The 16,705-nt window shown below is 34.2% G+C and carries 10 protein-coding genes and 1 pseudogene; 1 reads left to right on the top strand and 10 read right to left on the bottom strand.

Annotation, left to right across the window (positions count from 1 at the left end; genetic code table 11):
* Nucleotides 1-54: 54 nt before the first annotated feature.
* The 9 genes and pseudogenes from tagH to AC58NB_RS01235 form a co-directional block, all read right to left on the bottom strand.
* Nucleotides 55-834 (bottom strand): annotated as a pseudogene (gene tagH, locus AC58NB_RS01275) (teichoic acids export ABC transporter ATP-binding subunit TagH); the annotation flags it as partial.
* An 18-nt stretch (nucleotides 835-852) separates the two neighbouring features.
* A complete protein-coding gene (locus AC58NB_RS01270) occupies nucleotides 853-1,659 on the bottom strand; it encodes an ABC transporter permease (protein WP_497424994.1) in 807 nt (268 codons plus the stop codon).
* A gap of 59 nt (nucleotides 1,660-1,718) precedes the next feature.
* Nucleotides 1,719-2,915, bottom strand: coding sequence for a CDP-glycerol glycerophosphotransferase family protein (locus AC58NB_RS01265; protein ID WP_497424993.1), 1,197 nt, complete (start codon nucleotides 2,913-2,915; stop codon nucleotides 1,719-1,721).
* Nucleotides 2,908-3,306 carry a glycerol-3-phosphate cytidylyltransferase gene (gene tagD / locus AC58NB_RS01260; protein WP_497424992.1) on the bottom strand — a complete coding sequence of 133 codons (399 nt, stop codon included), beginning with the start codon at nucleotides 3,304-3,306 and terminating at the stop codon, nucleotides 2,908-2,910. The genes AC58NB_RS01265 and tagD overlap by 8 nt, the downstream gene beginning before the upstream one ends.
* Before the next feature lie 263 nt (nucleotides 3,307-3,569).
* The gene (locus tag AC58NB_RS01255; protein WP_497424991.1) at nucleotides 3,570-5,864 is read right to left on the bottom strand and encodes a bifunctional glycosyltransferase/CDP-glycerol:glycerophosphate glycerophosphotransferase; all 2,295 of its coding nucleotides are present in this window, start codon (nucleotides 5,862-5,864) and stop codon (nucleotides 3,570-3,572) included.
* A 344-nt stretch (nucleotides 5,865-6,208) separates the two neighbouring features.
* Nucleotides 6,209-8,113, bottom strand: coding sequence for a CDP-glycerol glycerophosphotransferase family protein (locus AC58NB_RS01250; RefSeq protein ID WP_497424990.1), 1,905 nt, complete (start codon nucleotides 8,111-8,113; stop codon nucleotides 6,209-6,211).
* A 119-nt stretch (nucleotides 8,114-8,232) separates the two neighbouring features.
* Complete coding sequence (locus tag AC58NB_RS01245; RefSeq protein ID WP_497424989.1) at nucleotides 8,233-9,393, bottom strand: CDP-glycerol glycerophosphotransferase family protein; 1,161 nt, start codon at nucleotides 9,391-9,393, stop codon at nucleotides 8,233-8,235.
* A gap of 34 nt (nucleotides 9,394-9,427) precedes the next feature.
* A complete protein-coding gene (locus AC58NB_RS01240; RefSeq protein ID WP_497424988.1) occupies nucleotides 9,428-10,459 on the bottom strand; it encodes a ribitol-5-phosphate dehydrogenase in 1,032 nt (343 codons plus the stop codon).
* On the bottom strand, nucleotides 10,452-11,168 hold the full coding sequence (locus tag AC58NB_RS01235; protein WP_497424987.1) for an IspD/TarI family cytidylyltransferase: 717 nt from the start codon (nucleotides 11,166-11,168) through the stop codon (nucleotides 10,452-10,454). Before AC58NB_RS01235 ends, AC58NB_RS01240 begins: the two co-directional genes overlap by 8 nt.
* A gap of 278 nt (nucleotides 11,169-11,446) precedes the next feature.
* Here AC58NB_RS01235 and AC58NB_RS01230 point away from each other — a divergent pair, with 278 nt between their 5' ends.
* Nucleotides 11,447-12,991, top strand: a complete 1,545-nt coding sequence (locus AC58NB_RS01230) for a glycosyltransferase (protein ID WP_497424986.1) — start codon at nucleotides 11,447-11,449, stop codon at nucleotides 12,989-12,991.
* Nucleotides 12,992-13,223: 232 nt separating this feature from the next.
* On the opposite strand, the gene AC58NB_RS01225 is transcribed toward AC58NB_RS01230, so the two are convergent.
* Nucleotides 13,224-16,526 carry an N-acetylglucosaminidase gene (locus AC58NB_RS01225; RefSeq protein ID WP_497424985.1) on the bottom strand — a complete coding sequence of 1,101 codons (3,303 nt, stop codon included), beginning with the start codon at nucleotides 16,524-16,526 and terminating at the stop codon, nucleotides 13,224-13,226.
* Nucleotides 16,527-16,705: the final 179 nt, after the last annotated feature.

Raw genomic sequence — 16,705 nt, 5'->3', positions numbered from 1 at the left:
TGGCCAGTTTTTTAAAAAGACATTTGCTAATTATTTTGAAGTTATAGTCAAACTGCTTTGTTTTTTCATAGCAGCTTCTCTAAATGCTTTTTGCTGAGCTGCATTCATCGCTCTGTATTCTTTCAGGAATTTCTCATACTTCGGTACAACATCTTCTACAGTACCAAAGTCTTTTATTTCTCCATACTCAAGCCATAATGCTTTATTACAGTAATCCTTAATTTGCCCAATCGCATGGCTGACGAAGAAAATCGTTTTCCCTTGGTCTCGGAAGCTGTACATTTTCTTTTTCGATTTCTCGGCAAACGCCTGGTCCCCCACGGATAAAGCTTCATCAATGATCAGAATATCAGGGTCCACAGTAACGGAAATCGCAAAGCCAAGTCTAGATTTCATCCCGCTGGAATACTTCTTAACAGGCTGGTCAATGAACTTGCCGATATCCGCAAATTCAATGATTTCTGGCTCTAATTCCTTAATCTGTTTCTTACTGAATCCTAGCATTAAGCACTTCAATTCAATATTTTCCCGACCTGTCAGCTGGTTATTCAAACCGGAAGCAATCGCAATTAATGAGGTTGTTCCAACTGTTTCAACCGAACCCATCGTAGGAGGGACAACACCAGCAATAATATTGGATAATGTTGATTTTCCTGATCCATTAACCCCAATCAGTCCAATAACATCTCCTTTACTGGCTGTAAAACTAATATCCTGAAGCGCATAGAAATCCTCACCATATCCTCCCGGCAAAATAATATCCAGTAATTTTTCAGAGGTTTTGCTATGCATTCTATATCTTTTATAAACATTTTTTACAATAACTGTATCCATAGTAGACCTCACTCCATTTTACAAATAATCGACAAAATGATTTCTAAATTTCAAATGAAGCGCTGATCCAATCATTAGTAACACAAGTGTTACTCCCCAAAAGTATAAGGTGTAGTGTGAATGCTCGATGAAATACCATGATTGACCCAGCATCGCTGCACGATACCCTTCCACTAGATAAGTAAGTGGATTAAATTTTATAATCATTTGTAAGAATCCAGGCAAACTGTTTGATACCCACAAAATAGGTGTTAAATAAATGAGCATCCTCATAATGGCTTGGACTATCATCGTCACATCACGAACAATCGTAGCTAGCGTGGAAGTAACGAGTGTGACAGCAAAAAACAGAATCATCGCAGCAACCATAAAATAAGGCAACTGCAAATAGTAAACAGTTATAGGGAATCCACCAAACTGCAGAATGATGGATACAATAATCACAATGACAACATGCTGATAAAATTTCGACATAATGACATACGATGGAATCGCACTCATCGGAAAACTCATTTTGGAGATAAAGTTAATCCTCGTATAAATAGATTTCGTTCCATCCATAATAGCTGGATTGGCAAAGAACCATAGGGAAATACCGGATAGCATCCAGAAGACAAACGGAACATCCCCAACTTCTCTGCCTCCCCGAATTCCCATACCGAATACGACCCAGTACACACCAATTTGAATCATTGGATTTAGGAATTCCCACAGTATTCCTAAATAATTATTATTGTTAGCACTTTTTAATTCAAATAATGACAATCGTCTAATTAAATAGAATGAACGTATTTGCTCTTGTATGACCGTAAACATAGACTTCATAAATTTTGAATATCCTTCCCCACTAATTTAAAACAGATACATGTATTGCAAAGAGACTCTTACAGCGCTCTCTGTTTGGATAGTATTGTTTTTTCATCAAACAAATAAGAAATTAAGTTTTCACTGGAATGACCCTTTGAATACTTATTCCATTTATTCGCATACTCTTCTATCATGTCCATATTAAAGCTGTTCTCTTTAATGAGGTCAATAAGTGCCTCTGTATTGTTTACTACTGGTCCTGGGACCATATTTTCGTATTGATCCCATAATCCTCTGTCTCTTGTATACTCGTCCAAATCATACGCAAAGAAAATCATCGGTTTCTTCAATAAAGAAAATTCGTATGAAATCGATGAGTAATCGGTTATTAAAATGTCAGCAACCACCAGCAATTCATTAATATCGAACTCTGGCGAAGAATAATTCAGGATAAAATCAGGATAGATTTTCGTATAATCCGGAATATCCTTAATAGCTGGATGTAAGCGTAACATAACGACATACTCGTCATATAATTCTGCATATAACTTTTTCAGATCTAATTCTAACTGAAATTGATTTAATTCATTATCACGATAAGTTGGCGCATATAAAATCACTTTTTTATCCCAAAGTAATTTATTTTCCTTGGTCAATCGATTAAATACATTTTCTTTCTCAATTTGGTCATAAAAAAAGTCAGTTCGGGGGATACCAGTTCTAAGGATATTTTCTCCCTTTAAATTAAAAGCATTCATGAAGTAAGTGCCCATAATGTCAGAACCGACAACTACTTTGTTAAAACGTTTATAGACATCCATAAACCGTTTTACTGCTTGATCAGTTCTATTTTGAACAGAGGCATCCTCCAACCCAAATTTCTTGATAGCTCCTGAGGCATGCCATAATTGAATACATTCCACTTCTGGTCTAAATTCCGTGGATGCCAAAAAACCATAATAATTATCAACCAATATATAACGTGATGTGGCTAAATGATAAATAGATTGGACAAAATCGATCGGGTTTTTAGTTTCGATTAAAGCAATCCTCGTATCCTCATATTGCTGAAAACGTTTATAACTTGAACCCTTACATAAAAAAACTACGTCAAAAGAGATATGCTTTCGACGCATTTCCTCATAAACATACTGAGTATTATCACCAAAAGAGACCACAAAGGTCACTTTGTTTTTGATAGGAAATAGATTAAAAATATTAAAGATTATTTTAACAATCAACAAATACATCTGAATAACTAGTTCTTTACCCATTTTTCACCTTGAATAAGTCTTTTTTAATTTGAGATGTGGAAATACCGATTGTTCTCGGTAAATAGACGACCTGGCAATGCTCTTTGAGAAAGTCAAAATGCCCATCCCAATCATCGCCCATAACAAAGATATCTATATCATGTTCCTTAATATCTTTAACCTTTTGTTCCCAGTTTTCTTCTGGAATCACTTCATCCACAAATTCTATGGATTCCAGAATCAGTTTTCTATTTTCATAGCTATGATAAGCCTTTTTATTTTTCTCTTTATTGAATTCATCGGTGGATAAGCCAACTACTAAATAATCGCCCATTTCTTTGGCTCTTCGTAAAATATTGATATGACCGACATGCAATAAGTCAAAGGTGCCGTACGTAATAATCTTTTTCATTTCTACATCTCCTTACCTAGTTCGTTAGCAAACTGGTAACTGACCAAAAAACGGAGCAACTTATAACAATATAAAAAAACCTATTGTTAATTATATATCTCTTGCATCGAACTTTCAAACCTGTGTCGAATACTCTCTAAATTATAACGTATCCACGTACTATTTGTAACAATAAAGTTAATGGTGCCTGATGGTATATTTGGTTATAACATGTCTTTGGTTCGAATTCATCTCACAAAAAAAGGAAATCATGATCTAATTGATCATGATTTCTTAATCGGCTTTATGAATGTGTCAACAAAGCGTTTAGTCGCGTGTCCATCAAAGTCATCAAAAAACCGTTCTTTAAAAGCTTTAACCTTTTCGATATCAAAGTTATTTTCTTGAATCAAAGAGATCACTTGGTCTGTTTTCTCTGCAAGAGGTCCTGGAATAAAGTCTTTATAGTCATAATAGAAGCTTCTATCTTCCAAATAATCCTCCAAATCGTACGCAAAGAAAATCATTGGTCTTTCAAGCAGTGCATATTCAAAAATGACTGATGAATAATCACTAATCAATATATCTGTAATAAAAAGAACATTATTAATATCATTCTTGCTTAAATTTAAGACAAAATCCTCGGCTTCTTGCGGAATATTAATCCCTTTAGTGACAGAAGGATGAAGCTTTAATACCAATACATACTCATCAGAAAGCTCTTCCGCCATTTTCTTCAAATCCAGCTGTATATTGAAGCTGGCACGCTTTCCTGGTCCTCCTCTAAAGGTTGGAGCATAGGTAATGATTTTCTTATTACGTAAAGCTGGATAAACCGCTGCATATTTTTGTTTAACATATTCAATTCCTTCTTTATCAAAGAACGCATCTGTTCTCGGAAGTCCGATTGGAAAGACATTCTCTTCAGATATGTTAAAGGCTTCCGCATAATGAGGGATAATTTCCTTGCTTGTAACGGCCACTTTCGTATAAGATCCATGTGCCTGATTTTCGAATTCTTTCGTGTTACTCTCTCGATAACCGACTGCACTATGGCCAAATTTCTTAAACGCACCGGCAGCATGCCAGGTTTGAATTACTTCCGTTCTTTTTCTAACCTTCAATTTATATAAGGGACGATAATAATCGTCTAGAATGACATATTTGGATGTCGCTATGTCATAATATAATTTCGCAAAATCCTTAAAGGACCTTTTCTTTTTAAAATGCCCTACTACTTTATAGCCAGGTCTAGATTCTGCGATTTCATTGTAGATATACTCAAAAGAATCTTGCAATCCATTCATTTTATTAGAAGTAAAAGTAATTTTATTTTGTAATGGTAAAAATCCACATAACGGAAAAACGATGCGTCTTACCGCTGCTGTTCTCACTCTTGTTCTAAACCTTTTGTATTTTCTTGTGTACACATACTTTTGGATAGGGAGTAAGCTATTCTTCTCTCCAGTCTTTTTTGCCGCCTTGAATGTTTGTTTAAAAGCAGGAGCTTCTAATAAACTAGATTCCGTTTTGAGTGAAATTTTCTTTATTGCAATAACCAAACATTCCTGATAACTTTTTCTTGCAGATGATCCCATTAAATCAAAGCGATTCACCAAGTTTTTAAATATAATCGTATGAAGCGATGGAATTTCATTAAACAAATGTTTATCCAGACCCTTTAGCCACTCATTAAAAATCTCAAAGGTTTGAACTAAGATCTCGTTGTTTTTACTATCCACTGCATTCCGTATAGCCGGCCATATATCAGCGGTAACCAATCGATTATAATAATATTTCTTAACGTGAAAACGTGCCACTTCATTCTCAATATATCGATCCCATAAAGGATCAGAAATAGACATACTCATCATGATATCTTTTAGGACACTAACCGAATTAACACGTACTGTCTGTGATAAAGATAAATTGGTTTCATCTTCTCTTGAACGGTAATTGTAAATTACTTTATCGATTGTATAAATATCCTCACCAGCTCGCAGGTATGCTTCAATAACAAACGGCTGATCTTCTGTCACTTTTATTCCTGCTGGAAATGAAATATCCTGAACAATGTCCCGGCGATAAAGCTTGTTGCAGGGTCCTAAAGAATATAATAATTCCTGATTAGAGACGAGATTTTTATTCCCTTCAATATATACTCCATGATTATAATGGCTGGCAATGAACCAGGTTTCTTGTTTATTAAAACTTTTGGAAGCCCCTATCACTAATTTAGCCTTTTTTTCAACAGCAGCCTTATATAAATTTTCCAATGCATCTGTTGGTAGGATATCGTCCGAGTCTACAAAACTGATAAATTCACCCTTAGCGATTGCTAACCCATTATTTCTCGCAACACCTGGACCAGAATTTTGCTGCTTGATGTAGATAAGATTTGTATGATTTTCCTGATACTTTTTAATTATTTCTGAGCTATTGTCACTTGAACCATCGTCTACCATAATGATCTCTATCGGAGTCAATGTTTGTTTTACTAACGAGTCCAATGTTTCTTCAATATATTCTTCTACATTATAAACGGGTGTAATAACACTTACCTTAATACTATGGTTCATATCATTGTACCTTTCTAAGTAGGATTTAATTATCTATTCTATTCTTTCAATGTATAACCGTCTAACTCATACCTTTTCAATCCGTTACGCTAAATGGACCTGTTATTCATTATTAGCGTACTCTGATCATTATAATCGACGCCTATTTTATTGGCTATCAAAGCTACATCAATTCATATGGCGGCACCTTCATACCATTTGCACGGAACACCCAGTCCTGAGGCCACCCAACAAGTTCTCTTTTAATGACTCAACATATGAGGATGAAGCCTTTATGCACATATTAAATTCTTGTGAAAAAAATAACCCCGATCTAAAATCGGGGCTATCTCTCCTATTACTATTTACTCTACTTCTTCTTCCAAATTCTCATTAAGAATCAATTGATCAACTACCCTAGCACTCGATTTACCATCTAAATCTCCAAAGAAATAGTTAACGAAAGGAGGTATTTTCTCCATTTTGTAATTACCTTTTTCAATAGTGTCAACAATTTCCTCAGCTGTTCTGACAAGCGGACCAGGTATAAAGGAGTGGAATTCATAATAGAAATCCCTCGTTCTTACATATTCCTCTACATCATAGGCAAAGAAGAGCATTGGTTTATTTAATAATGCAAATTCAAAACAAACGGAAGAATAATCCGTAATCAAGATATCCGTGATAAATAATAAATCATTGATTTCTCTATATGAAGAAAAATCATAATAAAAATCGCTATATTGATATGGAATACTAATATCATTTTTAACAAATGGATGAATTTTAAATAAAAATACATATTCATCACTTAAATTTTCATAAAGTCTCTTTAAATCAAGGACTTCCATTGGATAATGGGCTGATTGTTGGCCATTACCTCTAAAGGTTGGAGCAAACATAATAACTTTTTTATTTTTTAGGAATGGATATTCCTCATATAATCTATTTCTAACTTCTTGCTGATATTCAGCATCAAAAAATACATCTGTTCTCGGAATACCAGTTGGAATAACATTTTCCTTCTCTATTCCAAAACCTTCAGCATAATGCTTTGCGACATTTTCAGAACTTACAATCGCTTTAGTATAATTCCGATGATTTATCGATTTTGGCGAAGGACCACCTGGACGGCCAAGTCGGCTGAAACCAAATGTTTTAAAAGCTCCTACAGCATGCCATAATTGTATTAATTCAGCGCCTTCACGAATTTTCAATGGATAAATCAGTGGGTAGAAATCATCAAGTAAAATATATTTAGAGGTAGCCAACTGTTTGGCAAGGTCGATTAATTCTCTATATGTTTTCTTTTCATCTACCGCTCTTTTTAGCATAAATTTAAACTCAAAATCTTCATTTCTCCTCAGTAACTCATCATAGACAAATTGGAAGTTTCCACTTAAGTCATCACGGCTATCTGAAGCAAACACGATTTTATTTTCTTTTAATGGATATAAACAATAAAAGCGATATGCCATATTAAATAAAGTTTTTGATAAGGCTTTATAAACAAAGCCTCTTTCTTTTTCTTCAGCATCCAATGCCATTTCAGCTGGATCCATATCTTTTAATTTAGTCGAAGTGATTTTTAGTGTTTTCTTAGGTAAGTCATAAGTTACCAGCAAATTAAAGGCCATTTCTCTTTTCGCCGTAAAGTATTCCATCTTAGTAGAATGGAACCCGTTGTCCAAAAATTCATTGATGTTCCCCAGTGGAAAACTTTTACTATACTTACGATCTCCAAGTATATGGACCTCTACTTCTAAATAAACACGATATTCCCCTTGGCAAAGAGGCATATTCTTATCAGATATAGTAGCAAAGTTGACCTTCCCATGAAAACCAGACCAGTAATATTGATTATCTATGTCTTGAACTGGGTTAACTTCTGTTATCGCCACATCTGTTAAAGGAATAATGATGCTGTTATTTGCCTTTGTATTAACTAATAATAGTCTCTTTTTAACGAGATCTTCATCTAACATAGGGATTCCTTCTAAATAGAAGTATCCACCAACTTCCATGATAGGGCCATTCCATTCCAAAGATGTTACTTTTCTTCTCGGAATAAGCTTTTCTTCTAGATTAGCCAATCTTTCAATAATCGGTAAGGATTCCTCTAACTTATCCCGCTTTACGATTAATTCATTATCATTTATAACCAGAGGATCTTCTTCCAGATATACGTCTGGAACTACTTCAGCATTTTGCACTACAGGTGTAGACGGTCGGTTATTTCTGGAGAGCTTTCTTCTCATTCTTGAAAACATTGTTGTTTCTCCTATCTATATCAGAATACTCTAATTTAATTGTATAAAAAAACATACTAAAGAAAAACATTTTTCGAATATAATATATAAAAAAAAGAGGTATAAACCCCTTTTTATTTTTATCCTAAAAGGTCTTTTACAATTCTTTCGGATGATTTTCCATCTAATTGATCAAAAAAGCGATGTCGAAAGCGTTCGATTTTTTCTAAATCTTTTGATTCATCATCTATCCACTTTACCAGCGCTTCGCTTTCCTTAAAGATTGGGCCAGGGACAAACGTCTCAAAAGAATAATAAAAATCTCTTTCCTCTAGATAAGATTCTAAGTCATGAACAAAGAATGCAATTGGCCTATTAAGTATACTGTAATCAAAAATGATAGAGGAATAATCTGTTATTAGTATATCTGATAACAGTAATAATTCTTCAATAGAAAAATCTTTATGAATATGATAGACAAACCCATTTAAATCTTCATTTAATTTTACTCCCTTAGTCATATAAGGATGTAAATGAACCAACAGAGCATATTCATTACTCAGATGATCTTTCATTAACTTCATATTCATAGGGATGTTGAATGTATCCTGGTAATGACTTTTCCCTCTAAATGTAGGAGCATACAAAATCAGCTTTCGACCTATTAAGTCAGGATACGCGCGATATAACTTTTCTTTTACAAGATCACTCTTTTTTACATCAAAAAAATAATCCGTTCTTGGTACACCAAGAGGATAAATACGGCTTTCATCCATGCCAAAAGCTTCAGCATAGTGTGGAATAACTTCTTTAGAGCTTACATACGTCCTGGAATAATTGGCATGAATTTTAACATGCTTTAAATAATCACTACTAGGACCAAAAGATTTATCCAACGTACTTAAACCAAATTTCTTAAAAGCTCCGGCTGCATGCCAAACTTGTACAATCTCCGTTCCTGTCCTTGGACGAACTACATACACAGGAAAGTAAAAATCATCAATGATAAAAAATCGGGAGGTAGCCATATGAAAACTGGCTCTTATTAAATGAATGGCATATTCAATTTTACCAAATAGAGAGCTATCAAACTTCTTTGCGAGGACGAAACATTTGATAGTGGGATAATGATGGTCAATTTCTTCTTTAATAAAGGCTAAGTTACCTTCCAAACTTGAAGCCCGATAAGTAGCGATGGTTATTTTATTAGGATTAACTTTTGTAAAAAGAGAGGTCAGGAAATAAGCGAACTGAATAAGATACTTAGTGAATAATGTAGGTAATATACGTAGGTGTTTCATTTATTCGCCTTCCTGCCTCTCATTAAAGAAAATCCTATATTTTCCACTCCATGATTGTCTTACCCCATGAGGATGTTAAATCTTTTTCAAATGCAGATAAAATATCCCCAATCGTTTTAACCTCTTGTACCTCACCAACTAAAGTTCCTAAATACTCCACAACATCCGGATGTTCTTTAAGGAAATTAACGGTTTTCACGAAATCTTCACGTCCACTGCGACTGCTTCCTATTAATGTGATCCCTTTTTCTAGTACCATTCTGGTATTCACTTCAACAGGGAACTCGGAAACTCCCATTAAAGAGATAGAACCTTCCGGGTGAAGGTGATCGATCATCTGATCAATCGCATATTGGCTTCCTTTCCCGCCAACACATTCAAATGCATGGTCGATTCTCAAATCTTCCGGAATTTCATCAATTGTATAAACTTCATCTACAAAGGAGAAGTTGTCCAATTTATAGCCTGTTTTACCGAAGATAATTACTTTGCAGTCTTTATACATTCTTTTCAGGAATAGAGTCGTAATGAACCCAAGGTTTCCATCTCCCCATACGCCAAATACATTGCGGCGGTTATGAGACCGACTCTCAAATCTGGATATAACATGCATTGCAATCGTCATCAACTCTGTAAATGCGACGACATGTGGGTCAATTCCTTCCGGTAATTCAACTACACGGTCACGTCCCATAAAGACATAATCCTGCATAAATCCATCATAGCCACTTGAACGGAATTTGCTGGAACGTAAGTAGTTCTCACCAATTACCTCATCAGTTTCAACCGGTGTATTAGGCACCATAACGACCATTGTTCCATTTTTAAACTCGCCTTTTGGATCATAGACTACTTTTCCTACTGCTTCATGAATTAAGGCCATTGGCAATTTCTTCGCCATAGCTTCCTTCCCTCTAGAGCCTGTGTAATATCGCTGATCAGCGGCACAAATCGATAGGTGAGTTGGCCGTATGACTACAAAATCCTTATCATATTTTAGTGATCGATCATTATACGAAACTTCAAATTGTCTTGGCGAGACAAGCCTGTATACTTGATTAATCATTGTTTATCCGCCCCTGTATAATAGCATTAGCAACTTTCAAATCATAAGGAGTAGTAACCTTAATATTAAATACTTCTCCTTTAACGATTTTAACTTTTTCGCCTTTTAATGCACAGATTTTACAAGCGTCTGTTAATATACGCTTTTGTTCATCTGTCAAAGAGTTATAGTGTTCCGTCAGCATTTTGATATTAAAGCTTTGTGGCGTTTGTCCCTGGAACATGGTATCACGCACAGGAATATCTGAGATCGTCTCTCCATCCTCAGATTGAATAATGGTATCTATTGCTTCAATTACTGTATCAACCGCACCATATTTAAGACTGGCATCAATATTTTCTTCAATAATACGATGTGTCAAAAACGGACGTACGGAATCATGAGTAATGATGACATCATCATCATTAACCCCAAAAGTCTTCTCTATATAACGGATCCCACTCATAATGGATTCATTACGGTCTTTACCGCCTTCTACCACTACAATGTGATCATTTTGTCCAATGAATTTTCGAATGATATCTTTCGTATGATTAATCCATTCTTTAGGTGTAACAACTAAAATTTTATCAAAGCGATCATTCAGCATAAATTTTTCGATTGTATGAATGATGATTGGTTTATTGTTTAAAGGTAAATACTGTTTAGGCATATTCGTATTGCCCATACGAGTGCCTTTTCCACCTGCTAATATTTCTGCATAAATCATTAACTTACCTCATTTCTTTTTTTATTCAAAATATGATAAAAAAGATTAAATTCATCAGTTGATTGCATTATAAAAATTCATGTAAACTATACACTTTTTTATACATCATTTCAAGCGTTCCTCTATCGTGGCTACTTTTACTATTATCAAATAGTGATGGAATGTTTAGGTTTTAAAATTTATTTCATTATTTATTATATAACTACTATGTTAAAATCTAATAATAACGGATAAAAATATTATATCTTTGAACATATATGATAAGGAGAATATTTTATATGAAAGATCATGTATACATGTTAATTAATGACATAAAGCTTAATCGAGGTGGTGCTACTCAGGCACTAATGAACAGAGCAAACATGCTAAACGATGATGCTTGGAAGGCAGATATCCTAACCCTGGATTACACACTGAATTATTCAGATATTGAAAGTGAACTGAGAAAAATAGGGCGATTAGACCAAAATGTATCAATTATAAACATGTACGATGAATTAATAAAGCACTACTCAAACAGTGAAGACATCAACAGAACCATATATGATAAAGAAAACGTTTTAAAAGAAGATGCCCTATTCATTCAAGATGATGAATATGAAAAGAAAAAATATGCTCGATACTTTTTAAATGGAACTTATACAAAATACAAGAAATGGGATTCTAAAGGAAATTTATTATTTGTTGACTATTTTAATGGAAACAGATGCAGAACAATGCGGTCTGAATTCAGCCAAAATGGATTCCATCATATGGATACTCATTTTAACTTAAACTCTAATAAAAAGAATCAAGAATTATTTTATACACCTGACGGTTTTTGTTATTTATCCATTTGGTATAACCATGAAAATGAAAACATTCAAAATGTATTTCTCTTTGATCGGTATACCAAAAAATCTTTAAAATTCAAAAACTTAAGGGAACTACACATATACTGGTTAAATAACTTCTTTAAGGAGCATGATACGAAACCTTTCGTTATATGTGATGGTATAGGAACTGCATCCAAACTATTTGAAGTCAACGATAAGTTTGTACATAAAATAATCCCTATTCACACAAATCACTTAGATGAACCAAGAACTGTCGGAAGTCCAATTAGAGCTGATCATAAGGCGTTATTTAATCATTATGATACAGCTGAATCTATTGTCATCCTTACCGAAAAACAAAAAAATGATATTGTCAAACAGTTTGGTGATCCAGGTAATTTAGATGTCATTCCAAATTCTATTGCAATAAATTCTGTAGATACAAAAAACATTGAAAAACAGCCATATCTCATATCCTTATTTTCAAGACTTATTGATACAAAAGGAATACCAGATGCAATCACCATTTTCAGCAAGGTAGTTAAAAAGCAACCAAAAGCTATATTAAATATTTGGGGTAGCGGCAATGGCCATGATAAATATGCAGAGATGATTAGAGAATTAAAGATGGAAAATAATATATTCTTAAAAGGTTATTGTAATAACGTACATGAAGAAATGGCTAAATCACAAGCTGTCATTTTGACTTCAAAATATGAAGCATTCGGAATCGTAATTATCGAGGCTTTACTAAACAAAACACCGTTTATAAGCTACGATGTGAAATATGGCCCTAGCGATATTATCGAACACGAGCATAATGGTTATTTAATTCGAGAAGGGGACAAAAATAAATTTGCAAAAGCAATTATCCGATTGCTCGATGACCCTAAAAAAGTCGAAAATATGGGTGTAATGGGAAGAAGAAAAGTAGAAGAGCACTATTCAAATGAAATGGTAAAAAAGCAGTGGATAGAGCTATTTAATAAATTAAAGCAAAATAATTAATAAAATTGTCATTAAAAAGTACCTTGCAGAGTAGACTTATCAATCTCCGCAAGGTACTTTTTATATCACGAAATAGGAATTACTTTATTAATATGATTATTTCTCTGCCATTATCATCGGTTATATTTAAACCAAAAAAAGATGATCCCTATTATCAGGAATCATCTTCTATAGAACTTAACCTTATAATACTTTACTTGAGATAAGCTTCAATTATTAGACCCTTGTTACTCTATTTATATCTAGGTATATCTAAAACAATCGTATACTCATCTAATAATTGATAAAACTCATACATTTTAGAGGTTTGTTTATATGCCCAGCCAATATCAGTGGCATATTGATGTGAAGCGAATCCGAAAGTAGTAGCAAATAACGGATTCCAACGCATTTTATAAAGTGTATCCTGACCATTATTCACATAACCATCCCCTATAAATGCAGCTCCTCCTTTTATTGCATCTTCTGGAGTAAACCACCCCTTCTCATAGGCATATGTTGCTCCATCTAATAATGCACTATTGTCAAAAGCACTGATTCCATACATATTATAAGTCTTTTTAATAGCTGTTAAATCTTCTCTGTTGCGATCATTAGCCAAGACTAATTTTCCATCTTTATCGATACCTACTTCTACGCCATTTGCTAATTGTGACGCCCCATTTCCAGTTTCAAGTAAAGCGTGAGCGATTAGGTAAACTTCATTAACCCCATTGGCCTTTCCACCATCAATAAAAGCCTGTGCTGTCCCAGCCAATATTCCCTTACCAGCTAATATTTTCTGATTAACCTCACTTACATTCAGATTAGCACTTTCGGAGAGACGCAAGAATTGCATAGAGTCTTTTAGCGTTCCTGTAAAGTTGATAGGTGTTAAATAGTATTTTACATCTTCTGGATTAGCTATAACCCAACCAGAGGTGTCTTTTACATGATACCATGTATGCCCGTCTGATCCCTTTGCGCTATTATAAATTGACAAGACGGTACCATTACTTACCTGACCATCAGCTAAATAATTTGTTCCTGGCCCCCTTCTCAGATTCCAATTTTCTCCTTTGACCGTTCCTTTTCCATTTGCTACAGATGCAAACGCATCATCCCTTAACCAAAGCTTATAGCTCTTATCAGTTTGAGGAGATACGGACATTTGTAATTCCAACATAGTATTGAGGGTTAAATTATAGTCCGTATATGAGTTTGAAACTACACTTCCTTGATGAAGATAGGCTTCATGAATCCAAACTGTCTTGCTTCCCAAGATACCACGGTACCACGTATTATTTCCTACCTTTTCAGTCAAGTTCACAGTAAATTTGTTATTCTTATAGCCTGATAATGTTGAATAAACCATATCTTTGCTACCGCCCCATACCTTGCTATAAGCCTTACCAGTACCCTTTATATAATACGTTTTAGTCTCTTTGTCTACTCCGACATGGGTATAAGATGTTAAATCTGATATGTGTACCCATCCTACTACACCATTCACACTGCTTGATTGAGTACTAATCAAATAATAAGTTTGATCATTAACCGTAGCCTGCTTTTTAATATAGTAGACGGAGTTCATATATTGTGTTCCAGCTGCAAAAGCAGAAGAAGTTTCTCCAATAACCTTATATATCCTAACTTCTGAATTTCGTATTTGGCCTAAACGACTTGTATTGCTTTCTACTTTTTCTGCAAGGTAGCTCGAGTGAATCCAAACCGTTTTATTAGCCAATGTCCCTCGATACCAAATATTGTTTCCCACTTTTTCAGTTAAGTTCACCTTGAAAATTTGGTCCTTATAGTTTGTTAGGCTAGAATATACCAAATCATTTGACCCGCCCCAGACTTTACTGTAAGCTTTGCCGGTTCCTTTGATATAGAAAGTTTTAGGCTCCTTATCAACACCACTATGAGCGTACGAATTTATATCATCAGATGAGACCCACCCTATCACTCCATTCACGGAGCTTGGTTGTGTACTTAATAAATAGAAGATATTATTATTAATTCTCGCCTGCTTTTTAATATAAAACACTTTGTTACTATATGTTTGCCCTGCTAAAAAGGCACTTTTTTCATCTTCAAGATCTCGATATATCTTTACACTTGCGTTTGCTATTTGACCTAAACGACTTGTAGCACTCTCTTCCTTAGCAAAGAGGTAGCTAGCATGAATCCAAACTGTCTTTCCGGCCAACGTTCCTCTATACCAAACATTATTTCCTACTTTTTCTGTTAAATTAACATTAAAAATTTGATCTTCGTAGTCTGATAAACTAGCGTAGACTAGATCTTTTGATCCACCCCAAACCTTGCTATAAGCACTGCCAGATCCTTTTATATAAAATCTTTTAGATTCTTTATCTACTCCTGCATGAGAATATGTTTTTAAATTACTAGAGTCAACCCAGCCAACCACACCATTTATACTGCTAGGTTTATTGCTGATTAAGTAATATGTCTTTCCCGCATATACAGCTTGCTTCTTAATATAATAGACTAAGTTTGTATAGTTAGTTCCCGCAAAAAAAGAGGTAGAAGTATCTTTATAATTTTTATAAACTTTTACATCCTGATTTTTTATTTGACCTAATTTGCTAATCGAGATTTCTGAACTATTTGTTAGATAGGAAGAATGGATCCAAACTGTTTTCCCTGCCAACACACCCCTATACCAAATGTTACTTCCTACTTTTTCCGTTAACATCACTTCAAAAGTTTGATTCTTATAATTTGATAGACTCGTATAAATAAGATCCTTTGATCCGCCCCATGCCTTATTAAAGGCACTGCCCGTCCCTTTTATAAAAAATGTCTTCGAAACTTTATCTACTCCTGTGTGATTATATGTCGTTAAATCACCTGCTTTTACCCAACCGACTGTACCATCTACACTGCTCGGTTTTTTACTAATTAAATAGTAAGTTTGATTGCCGATGACAGCTTGTTTTTTTATATAATATACAGAATTTGTATAGGCAGAACCTGCCGTGAAAAAGGAGGAAGTATTATTTATATCTTTATATATTTCAGCAGTCGAGCTCCTAATATGACCTAACTTACTTATCGCTGATTGAACGATTTGTATTTCCCTTATTAGGTTTATATCAGCTTTTCTTTGTACATCAACTTTCTTTTTTGTTGATTCTTGCTTCGATTCTAAAGAGGATTGATCACTATCTTCATTATTAGATTCATTCACTTGATTTTTTTCATTTTCTTCAGGTTCACTTATTCCTTCTGTAATAGAATCATTTGAACGATCTATTGTAGCATCCTCATTTGTTATTTCTTCTCCGATATCAACATTAGATTCATCTTGACTACTATCAACTGTTTCTTCACCTTGCTGAACTTCTATATCTGACTGGATAGTTGGAGTATTAGAATTTTGACTGATATCCTTTTGATCATTTTCATTTTCTATTTCTATTTTATTGCCGTCTATCGTGTTTTCCTTTTCTTCCGCTGTAGCATAATAAGGACCTACTAAACTAAAAATCACCAGTACTATTAATAATTTTGCCGCAAACCTTCTCAATTATTTCCCTCCGATTAATATTTATTTTTTCTCGCTATATGGATGCTAGTAATTCGCTGAATTTGTATTCTATATATAAATCGGCAATTTTTTGCAAATTTTAATAGTTTTTAGCGAAATATGGAGTATTTCTTTAAGGAGGGTTAACAGGGAGGAATATCGCAGAACAATAAATTATA

Source organism: Pradoshia sp. TA40_28, from assembly GCF_059694525.1.
The sequence above is the reverse complement of the archived record's forward strand: the minus strand, read 5'-3'. Positions and strand labels throughout refer to the sequence as shown.